The 23,116-nt window shown below is 35.8% G+C and carries 15 protein-coding genes; 7 read left to right on the top strand and 8 right to left on the bottom strand.

Features of this window, described 5'->3' with window-relative positions; all coding sequences use genetic code 11:
* Positions 1–10: 10 nt before the first annotated feature.
* Together BC008_RS35800 and BC008_RS35795 are read right to left on the bottom strand one after the other, a co-directional pair.
* The gene (locus BC008_RS35800) at positions 11–1,318 is read right to left on the bottom strand and encodes a lipopolysaccharide biosynthesis protein (RefSeq protein ID WP_027842734.1); all 1,308 of its coding nucleotides are present in this window, start codon (positions 1,316–1,318) and stop codon (positions 11–13) included.
* Between the two features lie 578 nt (positions 1,319–1,896).
* A complete protein-coding gene (locus BC008_RS35795; protein WP_082650712.1) occupies positions 1,897–3,957 on the bottom strand; it encodes a polysaccharide biosynthesis protein in 2,061 nt (686 codons plus the stop codon).
* Between the two features lie 1,837 nt (positions 3,958–5,794).
* Here BC008_RS35795 and BC008_RS35790 point away from each other — a divergent pair.
* The gene (locus BC008_RS35790; RefSeq protein ID WP_027842735.1) at positions 5,795–6,784 is read left to right on the top strand and encodes an NAD-dependent epimerase; all 990 of its coding nucleotides are present in this window, start codon (positions 5,795–5,797) and stop codon (positions 6,782–6,784) included.
* A gap of 109 nt (positions 6,785–6,893) precedes the next feature.
* Here BC008_RS35790 and prmA read toward each other — a convergent pair whose 3' ends face one another.
* Complete coding sequence (gene prmA, locus BC008_RS35785; RefSeq protein WP_027842736.1) at positions 6,894–7,811, bottom strand: 50S ribosomal protein L11 methyltransferase; 918 nt, start codon at positions 7,809–7,811, stop codon at positions 6,894–6,896.
* Positions 7,812–8,125: 314 nt separating this feature from the next.
* Here prmA and BC008_RS35780 point away from each other — a divergent pair, with 314 nt between their 5' ends.
* The 4 genes from BC008_RS35780 (at position 8,126) to BC008_RS35765 (ending at position 11,336) form a co-directional block, all read left to right on the top strand.
* Positions 8,126–8,464, top strand: coding sequence for a hypothetical protein (locus tag BC008_RS35780; protein ID WP_027842737.1), 339 nt, complete (start codon positions 8,126–8,128; stop codon positions 8,462–8,464).
* Positions 8,465–8,531: 67 nt separating this feature from the next.
* Positions 8,532–9,473: an ABC transporter substrate-binding protein gene (locus BC008_RS35775; protein ID WP_027842738.1), complete on the top strand. Its 942-nt coding sequence runs from the start codon at positions 8,532–8,534 to the stop codon at positions 9,471–9,473.
* Between the two features lie 5 nt (positions 9,474–9,478).
* Positions 9,479–10,039 carry a tRNA (N6-threonylcarbamoyladenosine(37)-N6)-methyltransferase TrmO gene (tsaA, locus tag BC008_RS35770; RefSeq protein WP_027842739.1) on the top strand — a complete coding sequence of 187 codons (561 nt, stop codon included), beginning with the start codon at positions 9,479–9,481 and terminating at the stop codon, positions 10,037–10,039.
* A 736-nt stretch (positions 10,040–10,775) separates the two neighbouring features.
* Positions 10,776–11,336 (top strand): YbjN domain-containing protein, encoded by a 561-nt coding sequence (locus BC008_RS35765; protein WP_058184370.1) that lies wholly within the window; start codon positions 10,776–10,778, stop codon positions 11,334–11,336.
* A gap of 232 nt (positions 11,337–11,568) precedes the next feature.
* Here BC008_RS35765 and BC008_RS35760 read toward each other — a convergent pair whose 3' ends face one another.
* From BC008_RS35760 to BC008_RS35750, 3 genes are all read right to left on the bottom strand, one after another.
* The gene (locus tag BC008_RS35760; RefSeq protein ID WP_027842741.1) at positions 11,569–12,483 is read right to left on the bottom strand and encodes a branched-chain amino acid transaminase; all 915 of its coding nucleotides are present in this window, start codon (positions 12,481–12,483) and stop codon (positions 11,569–11,571) included.
* A 450-nt stretch (positions 12,484–12,933) separates the two neighbouring features.
* Positions 12,934–13,749, bottom strand: coding sequence for a hypothetical protein (locus BC008_RS35755; protein ID WP_058184368.1), 816 nt, complete (start codon positions 13,747–13,749; stop codon positions 12,934–12,936).
* On the bottom strand, positions 13,749–14,381 hold the full coding sequence (locus BC008_RS35750) for a ParA family protein (RefSeq protein ID WP_027842742.1): 633 nt from the start codon (positions 14,379–14,381) through the stop codon (positions 13,749–13,751). Before BC008_RS35750 ends, BC008_RS35755 begins: the two co-directional genes overlap by 1 nt.
* A 354-nt stretch (positions 14,382–14,735) precedes the next feature.
* Between BC008_RS35750 and BC008_RS35745 the strand changes: the two genes are divergently transcribed.
* Positions 14,736–16,118, top strand: a complete 1,383-nt coding sequence (locus BC008_RS35745) for a cytochrome P450 (protein WP_027842743.1) — start codon at positions 14,736–14,738, stop codon at positions 16,116–16,118.
* A gap of 227 nt (positions 16,119–16,345) precedes the next feature.
* Here BC008_RS35745 and BC008_RS35740 read toward each other — a convergent pair whose 3' ends face one another.
* The gene (locus BC008_RS35740; RefSeq protein WP_058184366.1) at positions 16,346–17,821 is read right to left on the bottom strand and encodes a hybrid sensor histidine kinase/response regulator; all 1,476 of its coding nucleotides are present in this window, start codon (positions 17,819–17,821) and stop codon (positions 16,346–16,348) included.
* Between the two features lie 324 nt (positions 17,822–18,145).
* Between BC008_RS35740 and BC008_RS49950 the strand changes: the two genes are divergently transcribed.
* On the top strand, positions 18,146–18,358 hold the full coding sequence (locus BC008_RS49950) for a hypothetical protein (protein ID WP_036269011.1): 213 nt from the start codon (positions 18,146–18,148) through the stop codon (positions 18,356–18,358).
* A gap of 92 nt (positions 18,359–18,450) precedes the next feature.
* Here BC008_RS49950 and BC008_RS35730 read toward each other — a convergent pair whose 3' ends face one another.
* The gene (locus tag BC008_RS35730; RefSeq protein ID WP_058184364.1) at positions 18,451–22,908 is read right to left on the bottom strand and encodes a chemotaxis protein CheB; all 4,458 of its coding nucleotides are present in this window, start codon (positions 22,906–22,908) and stop codon (positions 18,451–18,453) included.
* Positions 22,909–23,116 lie beyond the last annotated feature (208 nt).

Genomic DNA, 23,116 nt, shown 5'->3' with positions numbered 1-23,116 from the left:
CTTCCCAACCTTAAACACATGTTTTACTTTTATGGAGTTTGTATATTGCATTCGCGATAACTGCCGAACTAAAAATAACTTTTATAATAGCGGCTACAATTAAGGCAAAAGCTGCACCTTTAGTACCAAAGATGGGTATTAGCCACAGACAAGCGAAACAAAGAACTATCGTAGTTAATGTGAATAAAGGTATCTGAATCCATAAGGCTCTAGCTGCTGTCATCCCATAGTTAAGGAATGATGATACGTAGTCAATTGCTCCTGCAAACATGAGTAATACGAATAAGTCTGCTTCCTGTCCGTACTCAGGTTTATAAAGAAGAGTCAGGATATTCTCCCCGGCAAAAAGAGCTATTATCACGCCTACACTACCTAGAAGAATACCAACGATCGCTAATTGAAAAATTAGCTTGCGGAAAGCTTTGATATTATATGCTACGTAGTATTTTCCTAGCTTGGGAGACGCTGATTGACCCAGGGCTCTGACAACTATTTTCCCTGCGACCATAATATAGGCTATACCGGCAAAGACACCTACTTCTCTCACCCCGAGCAAACCTACGACAGCGTAACGGGGAATATTAGTATTGAGTGTGATTAACATGTTGGCAAAACCCAAAGGTAGAGCCAACCTCACCAGCTTTCTTAATGATTTCCAATGCCATCGTGAAGGTATTAGAATTGCTAATCTTAATTTTCCCAAAGCTGTGTTTAGTTGCGTTTCTAGATTACTGCATAACATCAAGCTTCCACTACGCACATCATAAGCAAGTAAAACCAGACTCCAAGCAATTACTAAACCAACTACTCCCCCTAATACACTACCTGAGAAATAAACGCCTGCGCCTAATAATAATAGCGACAAACAACCTTTTATCATCATTGACGTAGCAATACGATCCATTCGTTCGTGCTGCTGTAGCAGCCCATAGAATATATCGCTGATAGATTCTAATGCTTTGGCTAAACCAACTAATAAGATGACAAGAGTTGTTTCCCAAGGATATCCAATTAAGAAAGTTATTACTGAAATAAATATAAGAGCTACCCCTGTGGATATGATTCTCACTCCTAAGTAGTCATCGAAAATATATTGACGATCAGCATCTGTTGCTTGGACTGTTCGTAACTGAAGATTTGCAAATTCGATCACAGGTGCAGTAATTGCAGTCCCCAAAATAAATTTCCCTACCATCTCGGGACCACCAATTTTTGCTAATACTACTAGCATTCCCCACTGACAACCCACATAAACTATATTGCCGGCGAAAGTCCAAGAAAAATTACTGCGTAGTGTTAGTGGTTTATCCTGTAACATTTTATATTATGTATCATCTCAAAAGCAACAATATACCGATGAATTAGACAAATTTTCTCACAATCTACAGCAGAATAGTGCGCGGTAGCGCACCGCTTTGCGAACAGGACAGACCGCATCTTGACAGATGTAGACACTTAGCGGATCTGTAGGTAGTGCAGCACCTGGTCTGCTTAAGGGCGTTTTAGCTTTGCCTCACTTACTTATAATCTGCGATAAATTGCATCCCATAGGCTTTAGCGTGCGCTACTGATAGTTTGACACACAGACTGATTTGGTTTGGTGACTATAAACAGTAGAAGATAAAAACACAATAAACTGGTAACGTATGGCTATTTAGAATAGACAATTACTTATTAGTTTTATTATGCATTTTATACCTTTAATTATCAATGGAAAACTATGAAACAATAGTAAAAGTATCTATTTTTTTATAGACAAACTATGAAGTTAAATAAAATTTGATACTAGCATTCGATCTATTTGATATTGTTATTAGTGACTATCCAGCTCGTATTAATATCTTTACTGCTATGATTTTAACTCACATCATAATCATAGCCTTTGAGATATATTTTCTATGAACTCCTGGTGTTATTCCTTATAAACTTCTGGGACTTAAATCTCTGCGATTGGAGATATTTAAAATTAGTGTATTTATCTGCTGATGTCTGCTTCAAATCTTTATTTTTTGGGTATCTAGGTTTATATTCTGGTACTAGTTGCTCCAGTAAAAAGATGATTGATTTACTGTCATTTCCGTATGCAGCTTGGGAAATTGCTTCTAATTTGCGTTCAATATTTCCTACTACAAAATTGCTAGCATTCTGGACAATTAAAATCTTTTCGTGTTTGGTTTTTTGGTATTCTTCACCAGGGATAAATAATTCTTCAAATAATTTTTCTCCTGGTCTTAGACCTGTAAAGACAATATCAATATCTCCGCCCACTTCGTATCCTGAGAGGCAAATTAAGTCTTTTGCTAAATCAACAATTTTTACTGGTTGACCCATATCTAGCATGAAAATCTCACTACCACGACCGAGTACTGCAGCTTGTAAAACTAGTTGTACTGCTTCGGGAATCGTCATGAAATAACGACATATATCTGGGTGAGTAATAGTTACAGGACCACCTGCAATAATTTGCTTCCTAAAAGTAGGAACAACACTACCTCTACTACCAAGTACATTACCAAAGCGTACTACGGAGAACGCCTTACGGCTTTTTTGTGCGGCTCTTAACACTAACATCTCTGCAACTCTTTTACTAGCTCCCATGACATTGGTTGGATTCACTGCCTTATCCGTCGAGATCATGACAAAATGTTTTACATCATATACCAACGCCATATCTAATAGGTTTTTAGTTCCTATCACATTATTGGTCACCGCTTCTGGAGAGTTTAACTCCATCAAAGGTACATGCTTGTGAGCAGCAGCATGAAAAACTATTTCTGGCTGAAATATTTCAAAAGTATATTGGAGTCTATCTATAGATCTTAGGTCTGCAATCAATGTGACTATATTTGGTATAGTTCCTTGTTGTAGATTATCTTTCTGAGAAATTTGTGAAGCTCTGTGCAATTCTTGTTGGATACTAAATACAGAATTTTCTCCATGTCCCAATAAAATGATTTCGGCTGGTTGACATTTATAAATTTGCCGGCAAAGTTCGCTTCCTATTGACCCACCAGCACCTGTAATTAATACTTTTCTACCTTGGATGAGTTCAAAAACTTGCTCAATATCTGTTTGTATGGGTTCTCTTCTTAGTAAATCCTCAATTCTGACACTGCGAATACTATCTAGACGTACTCGATTATTGAGGAGTTCGTGTATGCCTGGTATTGTACTGGTTTTTATTCTATTGCTTTTGCATATCTTGAGAATTTCCCGAATCACTCTTCCTGTTACCATTGGCATAGCGATGATTACTTTATCAACTTTCAAAGATTTGCTAATTTCAGGGATTTGGAAGCGACCACCAATCACAGGAATTCCAAGAATTCGTAAGTTTAGTTTATGGGGATCGTCATCAATGAAAGCAACTGGATTGAACCCTAGTTGGGGGTTTCTTTGCATCTCTTTAACTAGAGAAACCCCTGCGCTACCAGCACCTACAACTAAGACATTTTCTCTGGCTTGAGATTCTGTCTGTTTGTGATAAATTCCCTCGAATGCTCTGACGCTAAAACGCAATCCTCCGATAGTAATAAAGGAAAGAAGACCATCAATTAACGGTAGTGATTTTGGTAATTGATATGTTGTGAAATTTGGTACGTAGGACATCGTATCAAATAGTAGAGTTTGGATGGCAATAGCTGCGATCGCTAACATCCCTATATATACGAGTTCTTCAATACTTGCATAGCGCCAATAACGTCGATAAAAACCACAAAACCAAAGTATAGTTATTTTGACTATTAAAAACAGAATTACTGTATAAACTATTTCATGCTTGTATATTTCTAAAGCAAGATTCCCATCATGACGCACAAGTAACGCCAAAAGTGGCGTGAATAAAAATGTAAATATATCAATAATAAACCAATGTTTATTCCTCAATTTTACTAATTTTTTTAGCACTAATTGCAATGATTGCTGTAAGTTTAATTTAAACATAAACAATATATTCATGCTTGAATCCTTTTCTATGTTTATAATTCCAAATTATATTCAATCATTTGTTGCTGATTTAATTTTTTCCAAATAGGTAGATATAGTAACGAGGAAAATTTATCCACATTGCTGTGGAGATAACTTCCAGTGCGAAGTTATCAAGTAAATAAAATTTATTTTCTTGATACACATATAAAAGTTTTATATAAAATAGAGTTGCGATCTATTTTCACTGATACACAAATCTTTCCAGCAGTTTAAGTTCAATGACAATGAATAACAAAAAACTATATTTTAGTACCAATTTCCTTTATTGCTATACTGCATTTACTAAAGGGAACGGAAAATAGATTCAGAGAATCGATGTATAGTAGTATCTTTTCAGATTGGTATAAGAAAAGTCTGAATTAGCTTTTTTCACATGGCTAGGATTTATGGATTAACAAGACAATCAAGCTATTATGTATCGTATTCATATATAAAGTAATGATTCAGATACGAAGTAATATTTTACACTTTATTGTCTCCCTTCAGTACAGATTATTTAAGAATTATACTTGTGACGGATTTCAAAATTACTATTAACGATCTTAACTGGAGTATTTCTATAAAATAGATTTTATACTAAATCCATAGTGTTTAAGTATATTCAAAGCAATAGTATTATTTGACTAAATTTTAACTACATAAATACGGGAGATATCAGATTTGCTTGTGACATATTTTTATTTATAGATCTCCAATAGGCTTATAAAGTAGGTATTCGAGAATTTATTCTTCCCATTCAATTTCCAAGGAATCATATCAGTAATCTCATTGACCCATTTACTGTAGCAGTACCAATTATTTTTATTTTGGCAAACATGCTGAGTCAGTATTTCGAAAAAATACTGAGCAGTATGATTTTATTTTTATATAAAAACTACATTGTCATTCGCGTTTAAAACCCAGTGAAAATAATATATGGTAATTTGGTATACGAAATCACTATTTCCAGAAAACTTTATCATAGGTTTACGTTCTAATTAAGCTTTATAGTAGGTTTCTATTAAACTCAGACATTGCGAAACAAGTAACTATTCGTAGTTCTATGTCCCCGAACTAAGAATAATTATTTTTAAGATAGTATATAAAAAGCTTGATTTATCTTTTTCTACACTTAATAAAGCTAAGTTTTGTTACACAGATTTTATTCGTGAATATAGGATTGTTTGCCAATATTTAAATTGACTACGGAGAAAATTTTTAAATTATTAATGTTCTATAAAATATATGTACTCTGTTACATTGCTATTAAACATATATTTAAAGCATTTTTTGACCAATATTTTTCGATATATTTATAATGCTTCGCAAAAATAGTATTTTAATACAAATGATTTTCCGTATACTTCTAACATGAAAAGTACTGTAGCATTAATTGTAAATAATTTTACATGCAATACTTTTTGCAACTTATTTATATAAACTTATAAAAGCACCTTGAATCTTGCTAAATACTTTACACCTTAAAGGGTAATTTATTTTACAATTTATTGAAGTGACCTATCATAAATTATGGGTTAGTACCAAGCAGAAAACTATAATTTCGAGGAATATAGATAGTATCTCGATTATTATTTACAGTTTTTTAATAAGCAATTAAGTGGGGATTTAAATTATTTAATTAATACTAATTTCAAAGAATACGCTACACATCGATTTTTTGAACCTGCTCCCCATTCTCTACCCTCTACTTTTTTAGAAAGGAAGTGTAGCGTTCTTAAAGATACTTGGTTAAACATACTAATTCTGATTCTATATCTTCTAAATGTACGGAATTTATTCAAAAATTAAGATAGGATTGCAATAAATTATGAGAACAATATTAATCACGGGTGCAGCAGGTTTTATTGGCTTTCATCTAACTCAAAAATTACTGTTAAATGATAATAATATTATTGGTATTGATAACTTAAACGATTATTATGACACTAGTTTGAAGAAAGCACGATTAGGACAACTATCTGATAATCCTAATTTTCAGTTTTTTCAATTGGATATCGCAAATAGGGATAAAATTGCCGATCTTTTTGCTAATTACAAACCAGAAGTAGTTGTTAATCTTGCTGCTCAAGCAGGTGTTCGCTATTCTCTGACTCATCCCCATGCATATATTGATAGTAACTTAGTGGGATTCACAAATATTTTAGAAGGATGTCGTCATGCTGGGGTAGAACATTTGGTATATGCTTCCTCCAGTTCGGTTTATGGTGCAAATACCAAAATTCCCTTTGCTGTTGGCGATCGCGTCGAACATCCAGTAAGTTTGTATGCAGCAACTAAAAGAGCCAATGAACTAATGGCTTATACTTACAGTCACCTATACGATATACCAACAACAGGTCTGAGATTTTTTACAGTCTATGGTCCTTGGGGTAGACCTGACATGGCATATTTTTCCTTTACAAACTTAATTTTAAATAGAAAACCAATAAAAGTGTTTAATTATGGTAAGATGCGCCGTGATTTTACTTATATTGATGACATTGTGGAAGGAATAATTCGAGTCATTAATCAAAAGCCCCAAAGCAGCTTAATGGTAAATAATAAATTATTACCTTACAAAATTTATAATATTGGTAATAATCAACCAGTAAATCTCATTGACTTTATTGAAATTTTAGAAAAGCATATTGGTATCGTTGCAAAGAAAGAATTACTTCCCCTACAAGCAGGAGATGTTGAGGAAACATATGCTGATATTGATAATTTAGTAGAGGATACGGGTTTTAAACCCAATACACCAATTGATGTCGGTTTAAAATATTTTATTGATTGGTACCGTCACTATTACTGTATCTAAAGCTGATGTAAGAATAGTACTTCAATATTAGTTTTTTATCCCAACCTAAACTGTTAATAGTGAATTGATAACACTACTAAATATTTACGTTAAAGTTTTGTAATACCATTTAGGAACGCCGCACATTTAAACAGCACCATTGTTGACGCTTCCAAAGTGTCGCAACCTTCCAACCATGTTTTTCTAACACATCGCTAACTGCGTTAGATTGCTCCAATAAAATACCGCTAAAAATAGCCCAAGTTGTAGGTTTGACGATTTTACTCATTCCTGGGATTAGATCCATAATGACATCAGCCAAAATATTACAAACAATTCCATCTACCTCTTGAACTAAATTACTTACAGTTTCTACACTTCCCTGCTCTACGACTAATTTCTCTGGTGCAATTTGATTTAACTCTCGGTTTTCATTGGTTGCTTTAATTGTTATAGGGTCCGTATCGACAGCATAAATTTTCTTTGCACCCAGCAATAATGCTCCAATTGAAAGTATTCCTGAACCACAACCAATATCAGCAATCACCACATCATTATTTGCTGTTTGTTCTCCAACAAAAGATGTTTGACCTCCACCCAATCTCATTTCTAATGACTCCAAACATAATTGGGTAGTAGCATGGGCTCCAGTACCAAAAGCGACTCCTGGGTCTAATCTAATAATTAAGCGATCGCTATTTTCTGGAATGGGTAACCATGCAGGATTAATTAAAAAGCGGTCGCCAATTTCTTGGGGTTTCCAATATTGTTTCCAACTGCTTGACCAATCTTCTTCATCAATTAAATGCCATTGTACTTGGGGTGGAGATAGTTCCATGGACAAAGCATCTTGACGTAATTGTAGCGATAATGCCGACAAGTCTAATAATTCGGCTTGAATTTGGGGCAAGTAAGCTTTTACCCAACGTCGATTATCTTTGGTTTCGCTAACTGTACCGCGACAGCCAAAATTTCCCAATCGCCAAAAAATAGTTTCTTCTAAATCTGGCTCGCATAATATTTGTATTTCCCACCAGCTATTTGCCATAGTTACACCAAATCACTCATCCATTTTAAGGCTTATGCTATGCACTGGTGAGAAAAACAAGAGATTGAAGTGCTAAATTTTATACCCTTCCATTATCAGAATACAGCAAAATCAATATTTTTGCGAAATAATACCGAAAAAAGAATTTTGTTACTTGTAGTAGTTGTTGTTCTCCCCGAACGGTTGCTGTTTCATTTTGATTAACGCCAGTTAACTTGGGTTTTAACTGCGATTAAGTCAATAACCATAGGAAACTCTTATCACAGCAAAATTTTATTAGTAAACAGATTAATTAGGACTTTTAGAAAAATAGAATGCTGACATCTACGAAAAAAATCACGACATCGTCTCAAATACTACAGATAAAAGACTATGAAGAAGAGCGAATTAATGATGTTCTTCTCATACTAGAAAATGTAGTAACTCGTGAAGAATCAAACATCAAGCTAATTTTAGATTGTCTTTACGATGTGGGAATGGCTAACCTCATCGACCGAAAATTTAATCACGGAACTCTTAAAGGAAGTTTAAAAATTATTGCCAAAATATCTAAACCAGCTTGCAAAGAAATTGCTTGGCGTTGGTTGAGAAAAAAAATTCCCCCGTTAATAACTAATTTGTTACACGAAGAAGTTTGTTTCAAAGACAATTAATATTCATCGATATGGAAAACTTGATTAGTAGATAATTGATATCATACAAATAAACTTAGGTTAAAGTATGTTAGCTTCTATTCGTATTTTTCTATCTAGCTTATTAATAGTATTATTTGTAACTGGCTGCACGACGACTACTGATAAGCCAAATTCAACAATTACTAGCGATCCCGAGGTTGCTCTTACCAAATCATCACAAACAACAAATTCTCCCGTTCAAAGAGTCGTATCACTTTCTCCTTTAGTTGCTGATATTATTTACCAACTAGATAGTACAAAACTAGTAGGTATCCCTGGTTCTAGTCTCCTGAAAAAAAATTCTGCACTTGATAATGTTACCCGCGTGAGTCAAGGTACAACTCCACCAGATCTAGAAAAGATTGTTTCTCTCAAACCCGATTTGGTAATTGGTGCGGAAGGTTTTTCTAACCAAACAACTACAAAACTGGAAAAATTGGGTATAGCAACTTTACTGACAAAAGTTAATACTTGGGAATCCTTAGAAGAATTAACGAAAAATCTTGCTCAAACTATAGGTGCAGACCCTAAACCGTTACTTAAGCGCTATCAAACTTTCTTACCAGAAAACAATCAAGGTAATAAACTTCAAGGGGAAAAAGTATCTGGTCTCGTACTAGTGAGCACGCAACCAATTTTAAGCCCAAATAAAAATAGTTGGGCAGGCGATCTACTGACAAAATTTCAAGTGAAAAATGTAGCAGCAGATTTACAAAGTAAAAGTCCAATCGCTGGTTACGTAACCCTCTCAGCGGAAAAAATCCTGCAACAGAACCCGGATACATTATTTATTATTAATCCGCCATCAGGACAAGATGAAACAGAACTGCTAAAATCTTTTCAAAAACAATCTTTCTGGAGTGAATTACAAGCAACTCAGAATAAGCGCGTTTACATTTTTGATTACCATGGTTTAATCAATCCTGGAAGTATTGATTCAATTGAAGCAGCTTGTGAAAAATTAAAGCAAGCAGTCAATTCAAAATAGTATTTATGCCCAAACTACCCCCAAAAGACTACGTTCAATCTATTTCCTTCCCCGAAGATATTACTTTGCGCCCCATCGGTGTAGTACATTCTCCCTACAAAGAAAGATACGGTACACCACGACAATCGGAGCTTAGATCTGCACCATCTAATTATCAGCCAGCGATCGCACAAATTGAAATGTTTCCCGATGTTATACCTTCGATCGCATTGAAAGATATGGATGGTTTTGAACGTATTTGGGTAATTTCATGGTTACACCTCAATAAACACTGGAACCCGACCGTTTTACCTCCGCGCGGTCCAAGAATTCGCCGAGGAACTTTGGCTACTCGAGCTCCACATCGTCCTAATCCCATTGGGATTAGCGCACCTAAACTTATCAAGGTAGAAGGTTTGGTCTTACATGTGGAAGGAATCGATCTACTGGACCAAACACCCGTATTAGATATTAAGCCCTATGTAACATATTGCGATTCTTTTGCTGATGTGAAATGTGGTTATGTAAATGACATGGAAGACGCTTTAGAACATGAAGTTGATGTGTTTGGAAAAACAGAACGTTGACGAAAAATAAATGATAAAAACACTCCTTGACAAGGAATAATTTAAATCAAAGCAAAATGCAATACAGCAATATATTGCAAATCAAGGATAAATTGGTAAACAGGGAATAGTGCTTGGAAAAGTAAGAGCCGAATATTTAATTGTAAGTAAGTAATTGATTGTTTTCTTATTGTACAAAAAATAGAAATTAGGCTTAAGCTGTTACGCATCTAATTTGTACATTATTCTATTCGATAGCAAAGTCTCAAACTTTCTTCACTTTTGACTTTTGATTTTTGACTTTTGACTTGCTGTTGTGCATTCAAAATGCACAACAGCTTATTCCCTATCTTTATCGAAAGATAGAATATTCCTTGTTTTATAGGAAGGATATCAATTTATGTAAGTTTGATTCATGGATATAAATTAATATATCCCATAAAAATTCTGATACCGGTCAATTAATTTTTCTATCCAATTATCGTATTCTAAAATTCAATGTATTGAAAGTATGTTGTGAGTTGCAATTCTTACCTTTACTCAATCAAGGGTATTACGAACGTTAAAAAATAAAAGTCTACTACTAACTATATTAGTCATTCATTTTAAGTAATTATGCAAAATTAATTTGATATTTTTCTATCAAAAATTATATCTAAATAATTTTGCTCGACCAATTAATACTTGACAAATTACTAACTTTTGGCATCTGACTTTTTGGTATTGTTCCCAATCAACACCACCAATATTCATCAATATGAGTACTGAACAAACAGTCAATCAAATAGTTGATTTATCCGAACAACTGGAAAATACTCAGACAAGTATCTCCGAACAGCAAGAAAGTCGAAATGCGCCAATATTTAATATAATTACTAGTTTTCTGCAAGCCAATAATTTACAATTTGCAAAAGCAGAAGATGTTACTATTTTGTGGTTCCGAGTAAAAGGAACTAATGGGGAATGGACCTGTTATGCTTACAGTAAAGAAATAGAACGTCAACTTGTTTTGTATTCCGTTTTTCCCTACAAAGTCAAATCTTATAAACTTCCAGCTATTGCTGAATTTATTGCCAGAGTGAATTATGATATGATGCTGGGCAATTTTGAGTTAAACTTTGATACTGGAGAAATACGTTATAAAACAAGCGTTAATTTGGGAATACATATTTTTGAGCATACTATGCTTCAGGGTTTAATGGAGGCTAATTTTGCTTCTATGGATACGTATTTTGAAGGTTTCATGAAAATTGTTTACAGTAACATTTCTCCTGAAGAAGTTGTAACAGCCATAGAATGCGAGTTAGATGCTTGTTAAAAAAGCTTAATTAACAGTTTCCAGGCTTTTATATAAATTGCGAGAATCATAACCAATTAACTGAGTAAGTAGGCGAGAAAAATGAAACTATGTAAATAAATATAAAATATCTGTATTTGTCTCGTAGTAGCGCTTTAGCGCTAAAGCGCTATTACAAACAAGTTATGATTTTTCTTACTAACCTACTCAACTAATTAACCGAACTTGATATGATAACTGACAGGTAGAAAAATTAAGCAATTGAAATTGGGAATACCCAATCTTTGTATTTTGGCTCACGATTTTCGGTAATTGCAGTTAGTTTTTCACGCAATTTTTCAGTGATTGGTCGTTGCTGCGATAATTTGTAATTTTCTATTCTATTAACTGGACTGATTTTAGCTGCCGTTCCGCTGAGAAATACCTCATCAGCAATTAAAAGTTCCGATTTATCAATTGGTCTTTCTACTACTTCTATTCCCAAATCATTTGCAATAATTAAAATACTATCTCTGGTAATTCCTTCCAGAATATCTTGGTCGAATCCAGGTGTAAAAATTTTTCCATTTCTAACAATAAAAATATTCATTCCCGAAGCTTCACTAACTTTTCCTTGGGAATTCATCAAAATTGCTTCATCAAAACCCGATTCCACTGCTTCTGTTTTAGCAAGTGAAGAAGTAATATAAGCACCCGATATCTTACCACGTAAAGGGAAACTTGCATCTGCTTGTCGTTGCCAAGAACTAATTCTACAACTTACTCCCTCTGGTGATAAATAATCTCCTAATTCAATCCCATAAATTGCAAAGTCTTTTTCTACATTATGCAGTCTTGGAGAAATTCCTAAATCAGAAGTATAGATAAAAGGACGAATATAAAAAGATTTATTAGGTTGATTTTTCTTCACAAAATCAATGATTACACTTTCAATTTTTGTTGCTGGTAAATCGTAGTGTAATAGCTTTGCGCTTTGACTTAATCTTTGACAATGACGGTCTAATCTAAACAGCAGGATTTGCGTTGCATCTTGTGGATTGGGGATACCGCGCAATCCCCCAAATGCACCTGTCCCATAATGTAAAGCATGGGTCGCAATAGAAACTTGTGCGTCAACAAACTGTGCGAATTGATTTTTAAAATAAGCAACAGGCAAAAAATTGTACATGAGCGATGAAAACTTTAAGTTTAAAATTTCAAGTCTAACCGATAATATAATCCTGCTGTCGATAGCTGTTTAGTAAATAGATAAATACAAAGCAGATATATGTTTTGTAATTGTACGTATTTTACAACTGACAAAATAGACGTTTGGGATTTTCCAGATTTTAATATATATATCAGTTATTCAGTTATTCAGTTACCAGTTTATGGCTGACGCTACGCACACCCTTACGGGCTACAGTTAATGAGCAATACTTACAGTACGCTTACGCTAGACCGCCCACGCTTTGCTAACAGTTACAGTTACCAGTTTATGGCTGACGCCACGCCCTTACGGGCTACAGTTATCAGTTACCATAAGTTACCGGTTTAAAGTTATATGGTCTGTGTTACCTGTTCCCTTTTCCCTGTTCCCTACTCACTGATAACTGTTCACTGTTAACTGATAACTGACTTAGTCAAGTAACCACATTTGGGAAGAGTTATCGGAAGAATCCTCAGAAGAAGGACCGCTAGGTTTTGGCGATCGCGTAACAGGTCTAGTATCTCTTACTAGGTGGGATTTACGATAGTGTTGAGGTCTCAAATCTGCTGGTCTTGATGGTTGAATTGCTGACTTTTGTTTTTGTTGTGTTTGTTGTGGTTTTGGTTGTTGGTAAGTCTTACTCTGTTTGGGAGGATTAATCTGTTCTTTTAAGGCAGAATTGATCTCTGCAAGTTTCACCGCATCTTGTTTCGCTTGCTGTAGGTCTTTTTTCAACCTCTCCATTAATTCATCTTTAGCTGCGATCGCAGTTCTTAAATCGTTAATTCGCTGCTCCAAAAGTTTTTCGTTGTGCTGTGCTTGTTCTAATTTTTGTTGGAGTTCTTGAACTGTAACTTCTAAATCAGCTGATTTTTTGGTTGCTTGAAGTTCTTGTTTTAACTCAGAAGCTAATCCCTCTTGCTGGGATAATGCAGATTCCAAATCGTTAATTTTATGTTCGAAAGTTGCTTCATTTTCATGAGCTTGCTCGAGAGTTGCTTTTAGTTCCTTGATGGTAGCTTCTAAATCAGCCTGATTTGTATTTGTGTTTTTAGTATTTTTTGAATGGGAATTTTTTGAGTTAGTACTTTTTGAACTACTTACTGGAGTATTTGCTTTTTTCTCCTCTTCTACTGCAGAAGCATCAACGGGGGTAGCTTTAACATCAATTGCAGCAGCATCTTCAATTTGAGTAACTTTTTTAGTTTCTTCTTGTAGCAAGTCCGAAAGACGTTTCCTAGCCATTATTTTCTCCAATCACGCTGTAATTCATCAGCCACGCGACGGTAATCAGATTCCGCCTCGCAAGCATTTTTTCCTCGCCATTGAGTAATCGCGACACCTTCAAGCGCTGCGCGTTCGTGAGCTTTATAAATCCGGACAAAGGCTTTGCAGGAGGAAATTCCCAACTGCATCAGAGTATTTTGGGCTTCTAGTGCTTCCTTTAAACTTCGCATGTCTACTTTAGTTAAAAGCACTCGATGAAGTACTCCTGCAGGAGTAACAGCTTGGCTAATTGTTTCAATTAGAACTGTTAAATCCATCGGTGCTGGAGGTGTAGGCAAAACTAGGTAATCTGCACTTTTCACTACCGCTGTTAATGCTTCCGATTGCAGTGCCGGAGGCGTATCGACTACTACTAAATCGTAACCTTTTATTTTACGTAAACGACCTAATAATTGGGGATTGGTCTCTTGGGATAAGTCAAAACTCATACCATTCTCACTCCGCTCGACCCACCAAGTGGCAGAAGCTTGAATGTCTGCATCTACTAAAAGTACTTTTGTTTTCTCTGCAAATATTGCAGCCAAATTAACTGAGGTCGTTGTTTTGCCTACCCCACCCTTTCCATTCAGGATCGCGATTACTTTTGGCACTGGTTAATTTTAATGCTCTATGGTTGAATATATCGCGTTACGGGTGACCAAATACTTAGTAATTACTAATTTATTAATTACTGATTACTAATATGTCCTTACTTATTTAGGACTTACGCAATTGTCACAATACACCGGTGGTACGTAATACTAAAAAATTTATTATTAATACTTTCGAGTTCACTTCAAGTATCATGCGCCCTACAAGAAAAATGTGCCGGTTGCGTGAGTCCTATTATTATTTTAAGCCCAATAGAGCATCCAAGAAAAAAATTGCCACAATAGATAAAGCTAGAATCACTAATTCTGAATCGAATCCTATTCTCACTCCAATTTCTCATTCAAATATTTATTATGAAACCAAGCAACAGCCTACCTGATGGACCAAATATGCCGAAGCTATTACGGCGATTTAAGTTTGTGTTTCAACCAATTAAATATGTAGAAGATTTTGCCAAAGTTTACGGGGATACATTCGCAATTAGGGGATTTTACAACGATACTGCTGTCATCTACATTAGTCATCCGGAAGCTTTGGAGCAGCTATTCACTACAAATCCTAACAATCTTAGAAGTGCAAGTAGAATCTTGAGATTTCTTTTGGGCGATCGCTCTATTATTTTGCTTGATGGGGAAGAGCATCGTCGTCAACGTCAATTGCTAGCTCCTCCCTTCCATGGTGAAAGAATGCGGGCTTATGGGGAAACTATCCGTGATGTTGTCGAACAAGTCAGCAATCAATGGGAAATGGGTAAACCTTTTAAGATTAGGGGTTCAATGCAAGAAATTGCTTTGCAGGTTATTTTAAGGGTTGTATTTGGTTTGGATGAGGGAAAACGTTCCCAAAAGTTGGCTAAATTATTGAATTCTGTCCTGGAGTCGATTGGATCGCCTTTACTTTCTGCTGGTTTATTTTTTAGTTTTTTGCAAAAAGAATTTGGTGGTTTGAGTCCTTGGGGACAAATGAAGCGCAAATTACAACAAATAGATGAGTTAATTTACGAGTTAATTCAAGAACGTCGAGTAGAATCTGATCGAGACCGCCAAGATATTCTCAGCTTAATGATGTCTGCTCGTGATGAAGATGGTCAACCGATGTCAGACCAGGATTTACACGACGAGTTGATGACTTTATTAATTGCAGGACATGAAACCACTGCTTCAGCTTTATCCTGGGCATTTTACTGGATTGATTATTTACCAGATGTGCAAGGGAAATTACTTAAAGAATTAGCTGAACAGGGGGATAATTTAGACCCAAATATTATTAGCAAGTTGCCTTATCTTACTGCGGTTTGCCAAGAAACTTTACGCATTCACCCGATAGTAATGAGCGGAGTTTTACGTTTTGTCACATCTCCAATTGAAATTATGGGTTATAAGTTACCCGTAGGGACAGGAATTATTCCTAGTATTTATATGGCTCACCACCGCGAAGAAGTTTACCCAGAACCGAAGAAATTTAAACCAGAAAGATTTTTAGAAAGACAATTTTCACCCTACGAATTTTTACCTTTTGGTGGTGGTAATCGTCGCTGTATCGGAATGGCTTTTGCTTTATATGAAATGAAAATTGCGATCGCTACTATTTTGTCAAATTATGTAGTTTCACGTCGCGATAGCCGTCCGGTTGCTCCAGTACGTCGCGGTTTCACTTCAGCTGCACCCGCAGGAATGAAAATGATTGCTACACCTGTAAGTAAATCTGCAAAAAATCTTAATTACAAAATGATTTAAGAGTCGAATAGATTTCCATCATATCATTTCCGGATAAATAATTGTCATTACGTTAGCGGATCCGTAAGGTAGCGCAGCTATAGCGTGTGCATAGCACATACGCAGCGTTTTTATACCCAAGGGGCTATTAGCGGAGTGTTAGCGCGGGGTAGTCCGTGTCCCCTGTTCCCTACCCCCAGCAAAGGAATTTTTTAACAGTAAGCCCTATTTATTATCTGATAAGCTTTCTAGAGATTGGTCTCCCGGAGGGTCTCAGAAGAGGAATATGATAAAGGTAATCGAATCAGTACTTCTGTTTCTTGAGTGGGTTTGGAACAAAACTTTAACTCACCATGATGTTTTTCGACAACGATCAAGTAGCTTAACGATAAACCCAGTCCAGCTTTTTTTTCAGATTTTTTGGTAGTAAAAAAAGGTTCAAATACTTGATTTTGATATTTTGCTGGAACACCAATTCCATTATCAGTAATGCAAATCTCTACTACTTTATCAGATAATTTTTGTGAGTTACATTGATGAATTTTCGCTTTTGTAAATTTGGTACTAATGTTAATTATGGGAACAAATTTATCATCAGCAATTTCTAGCTTTTCTTCCAGAGCATCAATAGAATTGTCTAAGATTTTCATGAACACCTGATTTAATTGAGTCTTACAACCTTGAATTAAGGGAACATTATTGTAGTTGTGTCTCACTTGAATTGCTTTTCGGTTTGTTTGAGCATTCAAGCGACTTTGTAAAATTGTCAAAATGCTATCTATCCCCTGGTGAATATCTACCTGATTAAATTCGCCTTTATTGCAGCGGGAAAAATATAGCATTGAGGAAACAATTTTATCAATTTTTTTTGCTCCTTTTGTCATGGAATTAAGGACTTGAGAGTAATCATCTAGGATAAAATTTAGCTCGTGATTTTGTATGACTTTAAGAGTTTCTTTATTTGTAGAATAACAACTTTCTTTTTGACAACTTTTTGTATAAATATCAATAATATTTTTCAAAGATTTACCGTAGTCATAAACATATTTTATATTCCTATAAATAGAATTTAGAGGATTGTTAATTTCATGTGCTAATTGGGTAGCTAATTCTCCCAAACTTGACATTTTTTCACTTTGAATTAATTGCCATTGAGTCTTTTCAAGATTGCTCAGTGCTGTTTGTAATTCTTGATTTCTTACATTTAGTTGAGCTTGAGAACGTCGTAGTTCTGTTTCTGTTTGCTCGCGAATATAAATTTCTGAACGTAAGCGACTATTTTGTAACTTGAGTTCCTGATTTTTTCTCTCTAACTGAGTTTGTAGTTTACGAATCGTAAGTTGATGTTCAACTCTTGCTAAAACTTCTTCAATTTGAAAGGGCTTAGTGATAAAGTCTACTGCACCGACGCTAAATCCTTTTGCTTTGTCATTTCCCATACCTAAAGCGCTGAAGAAAATGATAGGTATGTTAAAGGTAGTGGAGTTGCTTTTTAATTGTTGACAAACTTGATAACCATCAATTTCTGGCATCAGAATATCGAGTAAAATTAGGTCTGGTAGTTGCAAATTTGCTGTTCTAATACCAGTATCTCCATTGGTCGCCTGCCTGACTTGATACCCGGAAGATTCAAGAATTGTAGATAAAACTCGTAGATTATCTAGTTCATCATCAATGATAAGAATGTCGCCCTTAAACCCTGGCTCCTGCGACTTCTGTTCCATAACTTACTTTGAATTAAAGTCCTAGGGCTTTAGATTATAATAATTAGCTTCAAAAATGAAGTGTATTTAATAACAGTAGTACGAGATATTATTGTTTGATTTACCTAAGTGCAGATGAGGTGATGGATAGTTAAATGAGTTATGAATTATGAGTGATGAAGCATGTGATATATTTCCCGTTTACTTTGGAATGTTCTAAAAGGTGATTTAAAAAGTTCTGCGCCTATGTGCGTGCAAAATATACAATTTCGATGTTAATGGATTTGATACAATTGTGCCCAGGGTAAAGTAATACTAAGTCCGGGTTAATTACCCCTTTTTAGAATGAGAGAGGGAAGTGTGGGAGGTGTGGGAAGTGTGGGGAGAAATCCCAAAAAATATAAAGGGGTTTTAAAAATCGGATTTGGTATAATGACTAGCTGTTTGGATCGTGGACTCCTTGCTCTTTTTAAATGGCACATTTTAAAGCCTTATACAGCAAAGATTTTAGCCGAAGTCATAAAATATTTTAGTTTCATTAGTTGGGAGGGGTTTTAATTAATTTTGACTTTTGTTGTGCTCCAGCACCCCATCGCATTAACCTGCATAAGGACGGTTTCGATTTTGACCCTCCTGGGGCGCTTTCCTACTCATTTACTTACATTTTCGCTGGTAGGAATTTTGGTTAGACCAACAATTGTATCAAATTGAAAATCATATGCTAGTTTAAAAAGTCGCTGTTTGAGGGGATTGTGGGTTTCAGGAATTTCGGAGAGGGTTTGCATGACTGCATTTTGATTGCAGGTACTGGCAAATTGATTAAGTTTATTGCGCCATTCCTTCGACATTACAGTAAGGGAGTCAGAAGTTAAGGGGACTGAAGTATTTTCTGGGGAAGCAGATCGATTTAAGTCTGATTGGTAAATGAAGTTAATTCCTAAATGAATACCTATTTTTTCTAAAATAACTTGTTCTTGAAATGGTTTGTGGATGAAGTCATTACACCCTAGGGAGAGCATAAACTTTCTCTCTTCATTAAAAGCGCTGGCTGTCTGAGCAATAATAATTGTGGTATTCTTGCCTTTGTCGCTTGATTTAATATATTTGGTAGCTTGATAGCCGTCCATCACAGGCATACGCATATCCATGAGAATGAGAGCAGGATCGTGTTGCTCCCATTTTTCCACCGCTTCTTTACCATCGCTGGCGGTAATAACTAAAAATCCGACATCTGATAAGATTTGGAATAGCAGTTGACGATTTTCCCAGTTATCTTCCACTACAAGGATAAGTGGTTTGGGTTGGTCTGGTGCTAAACCAACAATACGACCTTTGGGTAGAGATTGAGTAAATTCTTCTTTAGGTATGGAAGTAACAGTGAGATCGAAATCGACTTTTGTTCCTCGACCTAAGGTACTTTGAATGTGAATTTCACCACCCATTAATTCGACAAAGCGTTTGCTAATTGCTAAGCCCAAACCGGTTCCTTCAAATGTTTGATAACTTGTTCCAGATTGAACAAAAGCTTCAAATACCCGATTTAATTCTTCCGGTGGAATCCCTTTCCCTGTATCTTCAACTTCAAAATTAATTGTTGATTTTTGAAGTTTTATTTCTTCTAATTTTATTTCTTCTGATTTTATTTCTTCCGATCTCAATAGTAAATTTTCAGCAATTTTTATATGTAGATTTACACTACCAGACTTGGTAAACTTAATGGCATTCCCTAGGAGATTAATTAATATCTGGCGTAATTTAGCTTCGTCTGCATTGATGTACTGGGGAACATCGCGATCAATTCGAATATTGAACTGCAAACCTTTGCTAGAAGCTCTATTATGTAACATTTGTTCCAGAGAATCGATCATACCGTACAGATCGAAACCGCTGATGCGCAATTCAGACATTCCTGCTTCAATTTTGGAGATGTCTAAAATATCGTTGATTAAATCCAGTAAATGTTTACCGCTACGTAAAACAGTATCTAAATATTTATGCTGTTGTTTGTTGAAATTATCTTGACGGTGCAAAATTTGCGTAAAACCCAGAATTGCATTGAGGGGAGTTCTTAATTCATGGGTCATTTTGGCTAGAAACTCACTTTTAGCCTTATTTGCTGCTTCTGCACCTTCTTTTGCTTTTGCTAATTGTGTATTTGCTTGACGCAGTTCGGCTTCGATCTGCTTGATATGAGAAATATCGGTTGATATACCACATATTGCATATGCGATTCCCGAATCAGGATCTTTCAACGGAGCTTTGACGGAAATATAAGTGTGAAGTTTGTCTTTGATAAGCAGTTGTTCCTCAAATTCTAAAGCTTTTCCCTTATCTAAGACTTCTTGATCGTTTGCGTAGAACACATCAGCGAATTGAGGGGGAAATAATTCGCCGTCGGTTTTTCCTATTACTTCCTCTTCTGATAAATCAATGACCTCAAATAAATACTTGTTTCCTAATATGTAACGTCCCTGAATATCTTTAAGATAGATGATTGATTTGGTATTGGATAAAATCGCCCCTAACTGTTGTTCCCTTTCCTGGAGTGCGTCGTTAGCATCGCTAAGTTTTTGTTGAACTTTTTTGATTTCGTTAATATCAACAAATGTTATTACAACTCCATCAGCTAGTTCGTTTTCTTGTTGATAGGGATTTATCCGCATGAGCAGATTTATTCCACTACTATTTATCTTGACTTCCCGTTCTTGGGGTTCTTGAGTCGCAATTACTTGCTTGAGCAATTCCATCAAGTCGGAGCAATGGAAGTTGTAGGATAAATGAGCAAGGGGACGACCGATATCGGTACCTACGAGATTAATTGCTTGGGTTGCAGCGCGAGTAAACTTACGAATTTTCAGGTCTTGGTCTAAAAACACCACACCAATGTTTGTGCTCCCGAGCAAGTTATGAACATCACTGTTAAGCTCGGTAAGTTCCTGAATTTTTGATTGGTGTTCGGTATTTACGCTAAAAAGTTCCTCATTAACAGAATGCAGTTCTTCGTTAGTGCTCTGCAATTCTTCGTTGGAAGCAATTAATTCTTCGTTAGTTGCTTGCTGTTCTTCGTTACTAGTTTCTAATTCTTCGATCGTAGCTTGGAGGTTTTCTCGGGTTTGTTGGAGTTCGTGTTCGAGTTGGATAATTCGCTCTTGAGATTCGCTATCAGCTTCAAAGCGATCACCAACGGGGATTGATTGTGACGGCGTTTGTGCTGACATCACCACCATCAATAAATCTCCAGCCAGTTTTTTCCCTTGATAATAACTAACTTTGAGGTTAACGCTTTGCTCGCAGTCGTCTTTACACAGATTAATACCTATATATGAAACAGGACCTTTTTCCCGTTTGGCGCGGTGAAGTGCGGTATTCAGAGGTAATTGCAAGCTTGGGAGCACTAATTTGGTAATATCCATAGTGGGGTTACCTGTAGGTAGTTTAAGCACCCCTAACAAATCTTCAAATATATGCAATACTTGATAATCTCTATCGACCAACAAACAAGTTGTTTTATTCTCCGCTAAAAAACCAGTAAACGCTAGTTCGAGCATCTGTTCTTTACGAGAATTATTTAGTGGGAAAGCAGATTGTTGAGTCTTGAAATTCCGAGAAATCTTTTCTATACCTCTGACCGGCAAAGGTAGTCTAACATCCCGTCGCTTTTGATAAATTTTCCACTTTTCGTGCACTGTGGAAAATTCATGTTGGTATTCACCAACCGTTTCCGCTTCTCCCAAAAATAAAATACCCTGCAATGATAAAGAAAAATGAAGATTGCGTAATACCTGCTGCTGCAACTGTGTTTGCATATAAATTAGGACGTTGCGACAAGTAATTAGATGTATTCGGGTAAAACCAGCATCTTTAGCAAGGTCATGGGGAGCAAAAATCAACATTTCTCGCAGTTTCCGCGTGACTTGAAAACATTGGTCTTTGTGGATAAAGTATTTTTCCAAGCGCTCTGGAGAAATATCGTTAGCAATCGTTTCTGGATAAATACCGTTTGCAGCTTTTTCTAGTGCTAGTTTGTCAATATCAGTCGCAAAAATCTTCACTTTTACCGACTTACCCAAGTTATCAATTGCTTCATCCAGTAATATTCCCAGGGAGTAAGCCTCTTCCCCTGTTGCGCAAGCACTTACCCAAACACGTAATTCTTCTCCAGCTTTAATCGTTTCTAGCAAGTTGGGAATAACGTTAATTTTCAAATATTCCCAAGCTGAAAAGTCTCGAAAGAAACTGGTAACGCTAATGAGTAAATCGTTACGTAGAGACTCTCTTTCCTCCGGAAAAACTTCTAGGAGATCGATATAATCCTCAAGATTTTTACAACCGACGATTAAGCAGCGACGGTGAATGCGTCGGCATAAGGTGCTAGGTTTATAATGGGAAAAATCAACTTGATCGTGGCGGGCTAGAATATTACTAATTCGCTGAATTTTCTCTGAGTTTAAACCAAATTCTGAATCCGACGATATGCATTCAGTAGTTGTGCTGGGCGATTTTAGACACTTATATATTATTTCAGCCAGTTCTGGTGGCGATAATACTTGTTCAATAACTCCTGTTGCGATCGCACTAGTCGGCATTCCATCAAATTCTGCCGTTTGAGGATCTTGCGCCATTGCTAAACCGCCAGCTTCATGAATCGCCCTAACTCCGTGGGTACCGTCGCTACCCGTCCCTGAAAGCACCAATGCAATGGCTCTTTCCGGACAATCTTGAGCTAGGGATTTAAAAAATATATCTATGGAAAAATTTGGTCTTTGATTGTTACGATTTTGCTTTTGTAAGCGTAAGTATTTATTTTCTATAACTAAATTTTTACCCGGTGGAATCAGGTAGATAGAATTTGGCTTGAGTCGCATACCATCTTCTACCCGATAAATCTCCATCTTGGTTTTCCGTCCTAGCAATTCTTTCATCAGACTTTTAAAATCTGGTGAGAGATGCTGAACAATCACAAATGCTGCTCCACTATCAGTGGGTATATGTTCAAAAAATTCTTCTATTGGACGAAGTCCACCAGCTGATGCACCAATTCCAACAACAAAAAAATCTTTTGTTTGAGAGGAATTATTTTGTTGTTCGCCAGATTCTGAAGATTGCATGGTGTCTTATTTTTCTTGTCCTATCTTTTTGAACTTTCCGCAGGCACTTAGGTGATGTAATCTAATTTATCCTAGATATACGTTTAATAAATATAAATAAAGCAAATTTTAAGGTATTGAAAATTTAATAATTATGTAAATTTATTACTGAACTAGCAGTAGTCTATCAGATTGATAATGATGGATTGTAGAGACGTTACATGTAATT

The organism is Mastigocoleus testarum BC008 (genome assembly GCF_001456025.1).
Lineage (GTDB): Bacteria > Cyanobacteriota > Cyanobacteriia > Cyanobacteriales > Nostocaceae > Mastigocoleus > Mastigocoleus testarum.
This window is presented reverse-complemented; position numbering and strand designations above follow the sequence as displayed.

Coding starts and splice junctions, on each gene's coding strand:
- BC008_RS35745 (WP_027842743.1), top strand. CDS start 14,736: ATGAAACCAAGCAACAGCCTACCTGATGGACCAAATATGCCGAAGCTA.
- BC008_RS35780 (WP_027842737.1), top strand. CDS start 8,126: ATGCTGACATCTACGAAAAAAATCACGACATCGTCTCAAATACTACAG.
- prmA (WP_027842736.1), bottom strand. CDS start 7,811: ATGGCAAATAGCTGGTGGGAAATACAAATATTATGCGAGCCAGATTTA.
- BC008_RS35755 (WP_058184368.1), bottom strand. CDS start 13,749: ATGGCTAGGAAACGTCTTTCGGACTTGCTACAAGAAGAAACTAAAAAA.
- BC008_RS35730 (WP_058184364.1), bottom strand. CDS start 22,908: ATGCAATCTTCAGAATCTGGCGAACAACAAAATAATTCCTCTCAAACA.
- BC008_RS35800 (WP_027842734.1), bottom strand. CDS start 1,318: ATGTTACAGGATAAACCACTAACACTACGCAGTAATTTTTCTTGGACT.
- BC008_RS49950 (WP_036269011.1), top strand. CDS start 18,146: ATGAGAGAGGGAAGTGTGGGAGGTGTGGGAAGTGTGGGGAGAAATCCC.
- BC008_RS35765 (WP_058184370.1), top strand. CDS start 10,776: ATGAGTACTGAACAAACAGTCAATCAAATAGTTGATTTATCCGAACAA.
- BC008_RS35760 (WP_027842741.1), bottom strand. CDS start 12,483: ATGTACAATTTTTTGCCTGTTGCTTATTTTAAAAATCAATTCGCACAG.
- BC008_RS35775 (WP_027842738.1), top strand. CDS start 8,532: ATGTTAGCTTCTATTCGTATTTTTCTATCTAGCTTATTAATAGTATTA.
- BC008_RS35790 (WP_027842735.1), top strand. CDS start 5,795: ATGAGAACAATATTAATCACGGGTGCAGCAGGTTTTATTGGCTTTCAT.
- BC008_RS35795 (WP_082650712.1), bottom strand. CDS start 3,957: ATGAATATATTGTTTATGTTTAAATTAAACTTACAGCAATCATTGCAA.
- BC008_RS35740 (WP_058184366.1), bottom strand. CDS start 17,821: ATGGAACAGAAGTCGCAGGAGCCAGGGTTTAAGGGCGACATTCTTATC.
- tsaA (WP_027842739.1), top strand. CDS start 9,479: ATGCCCAAACTACCCCCAAAAGACTACGTTCAATCTATTTCCTTCCCC.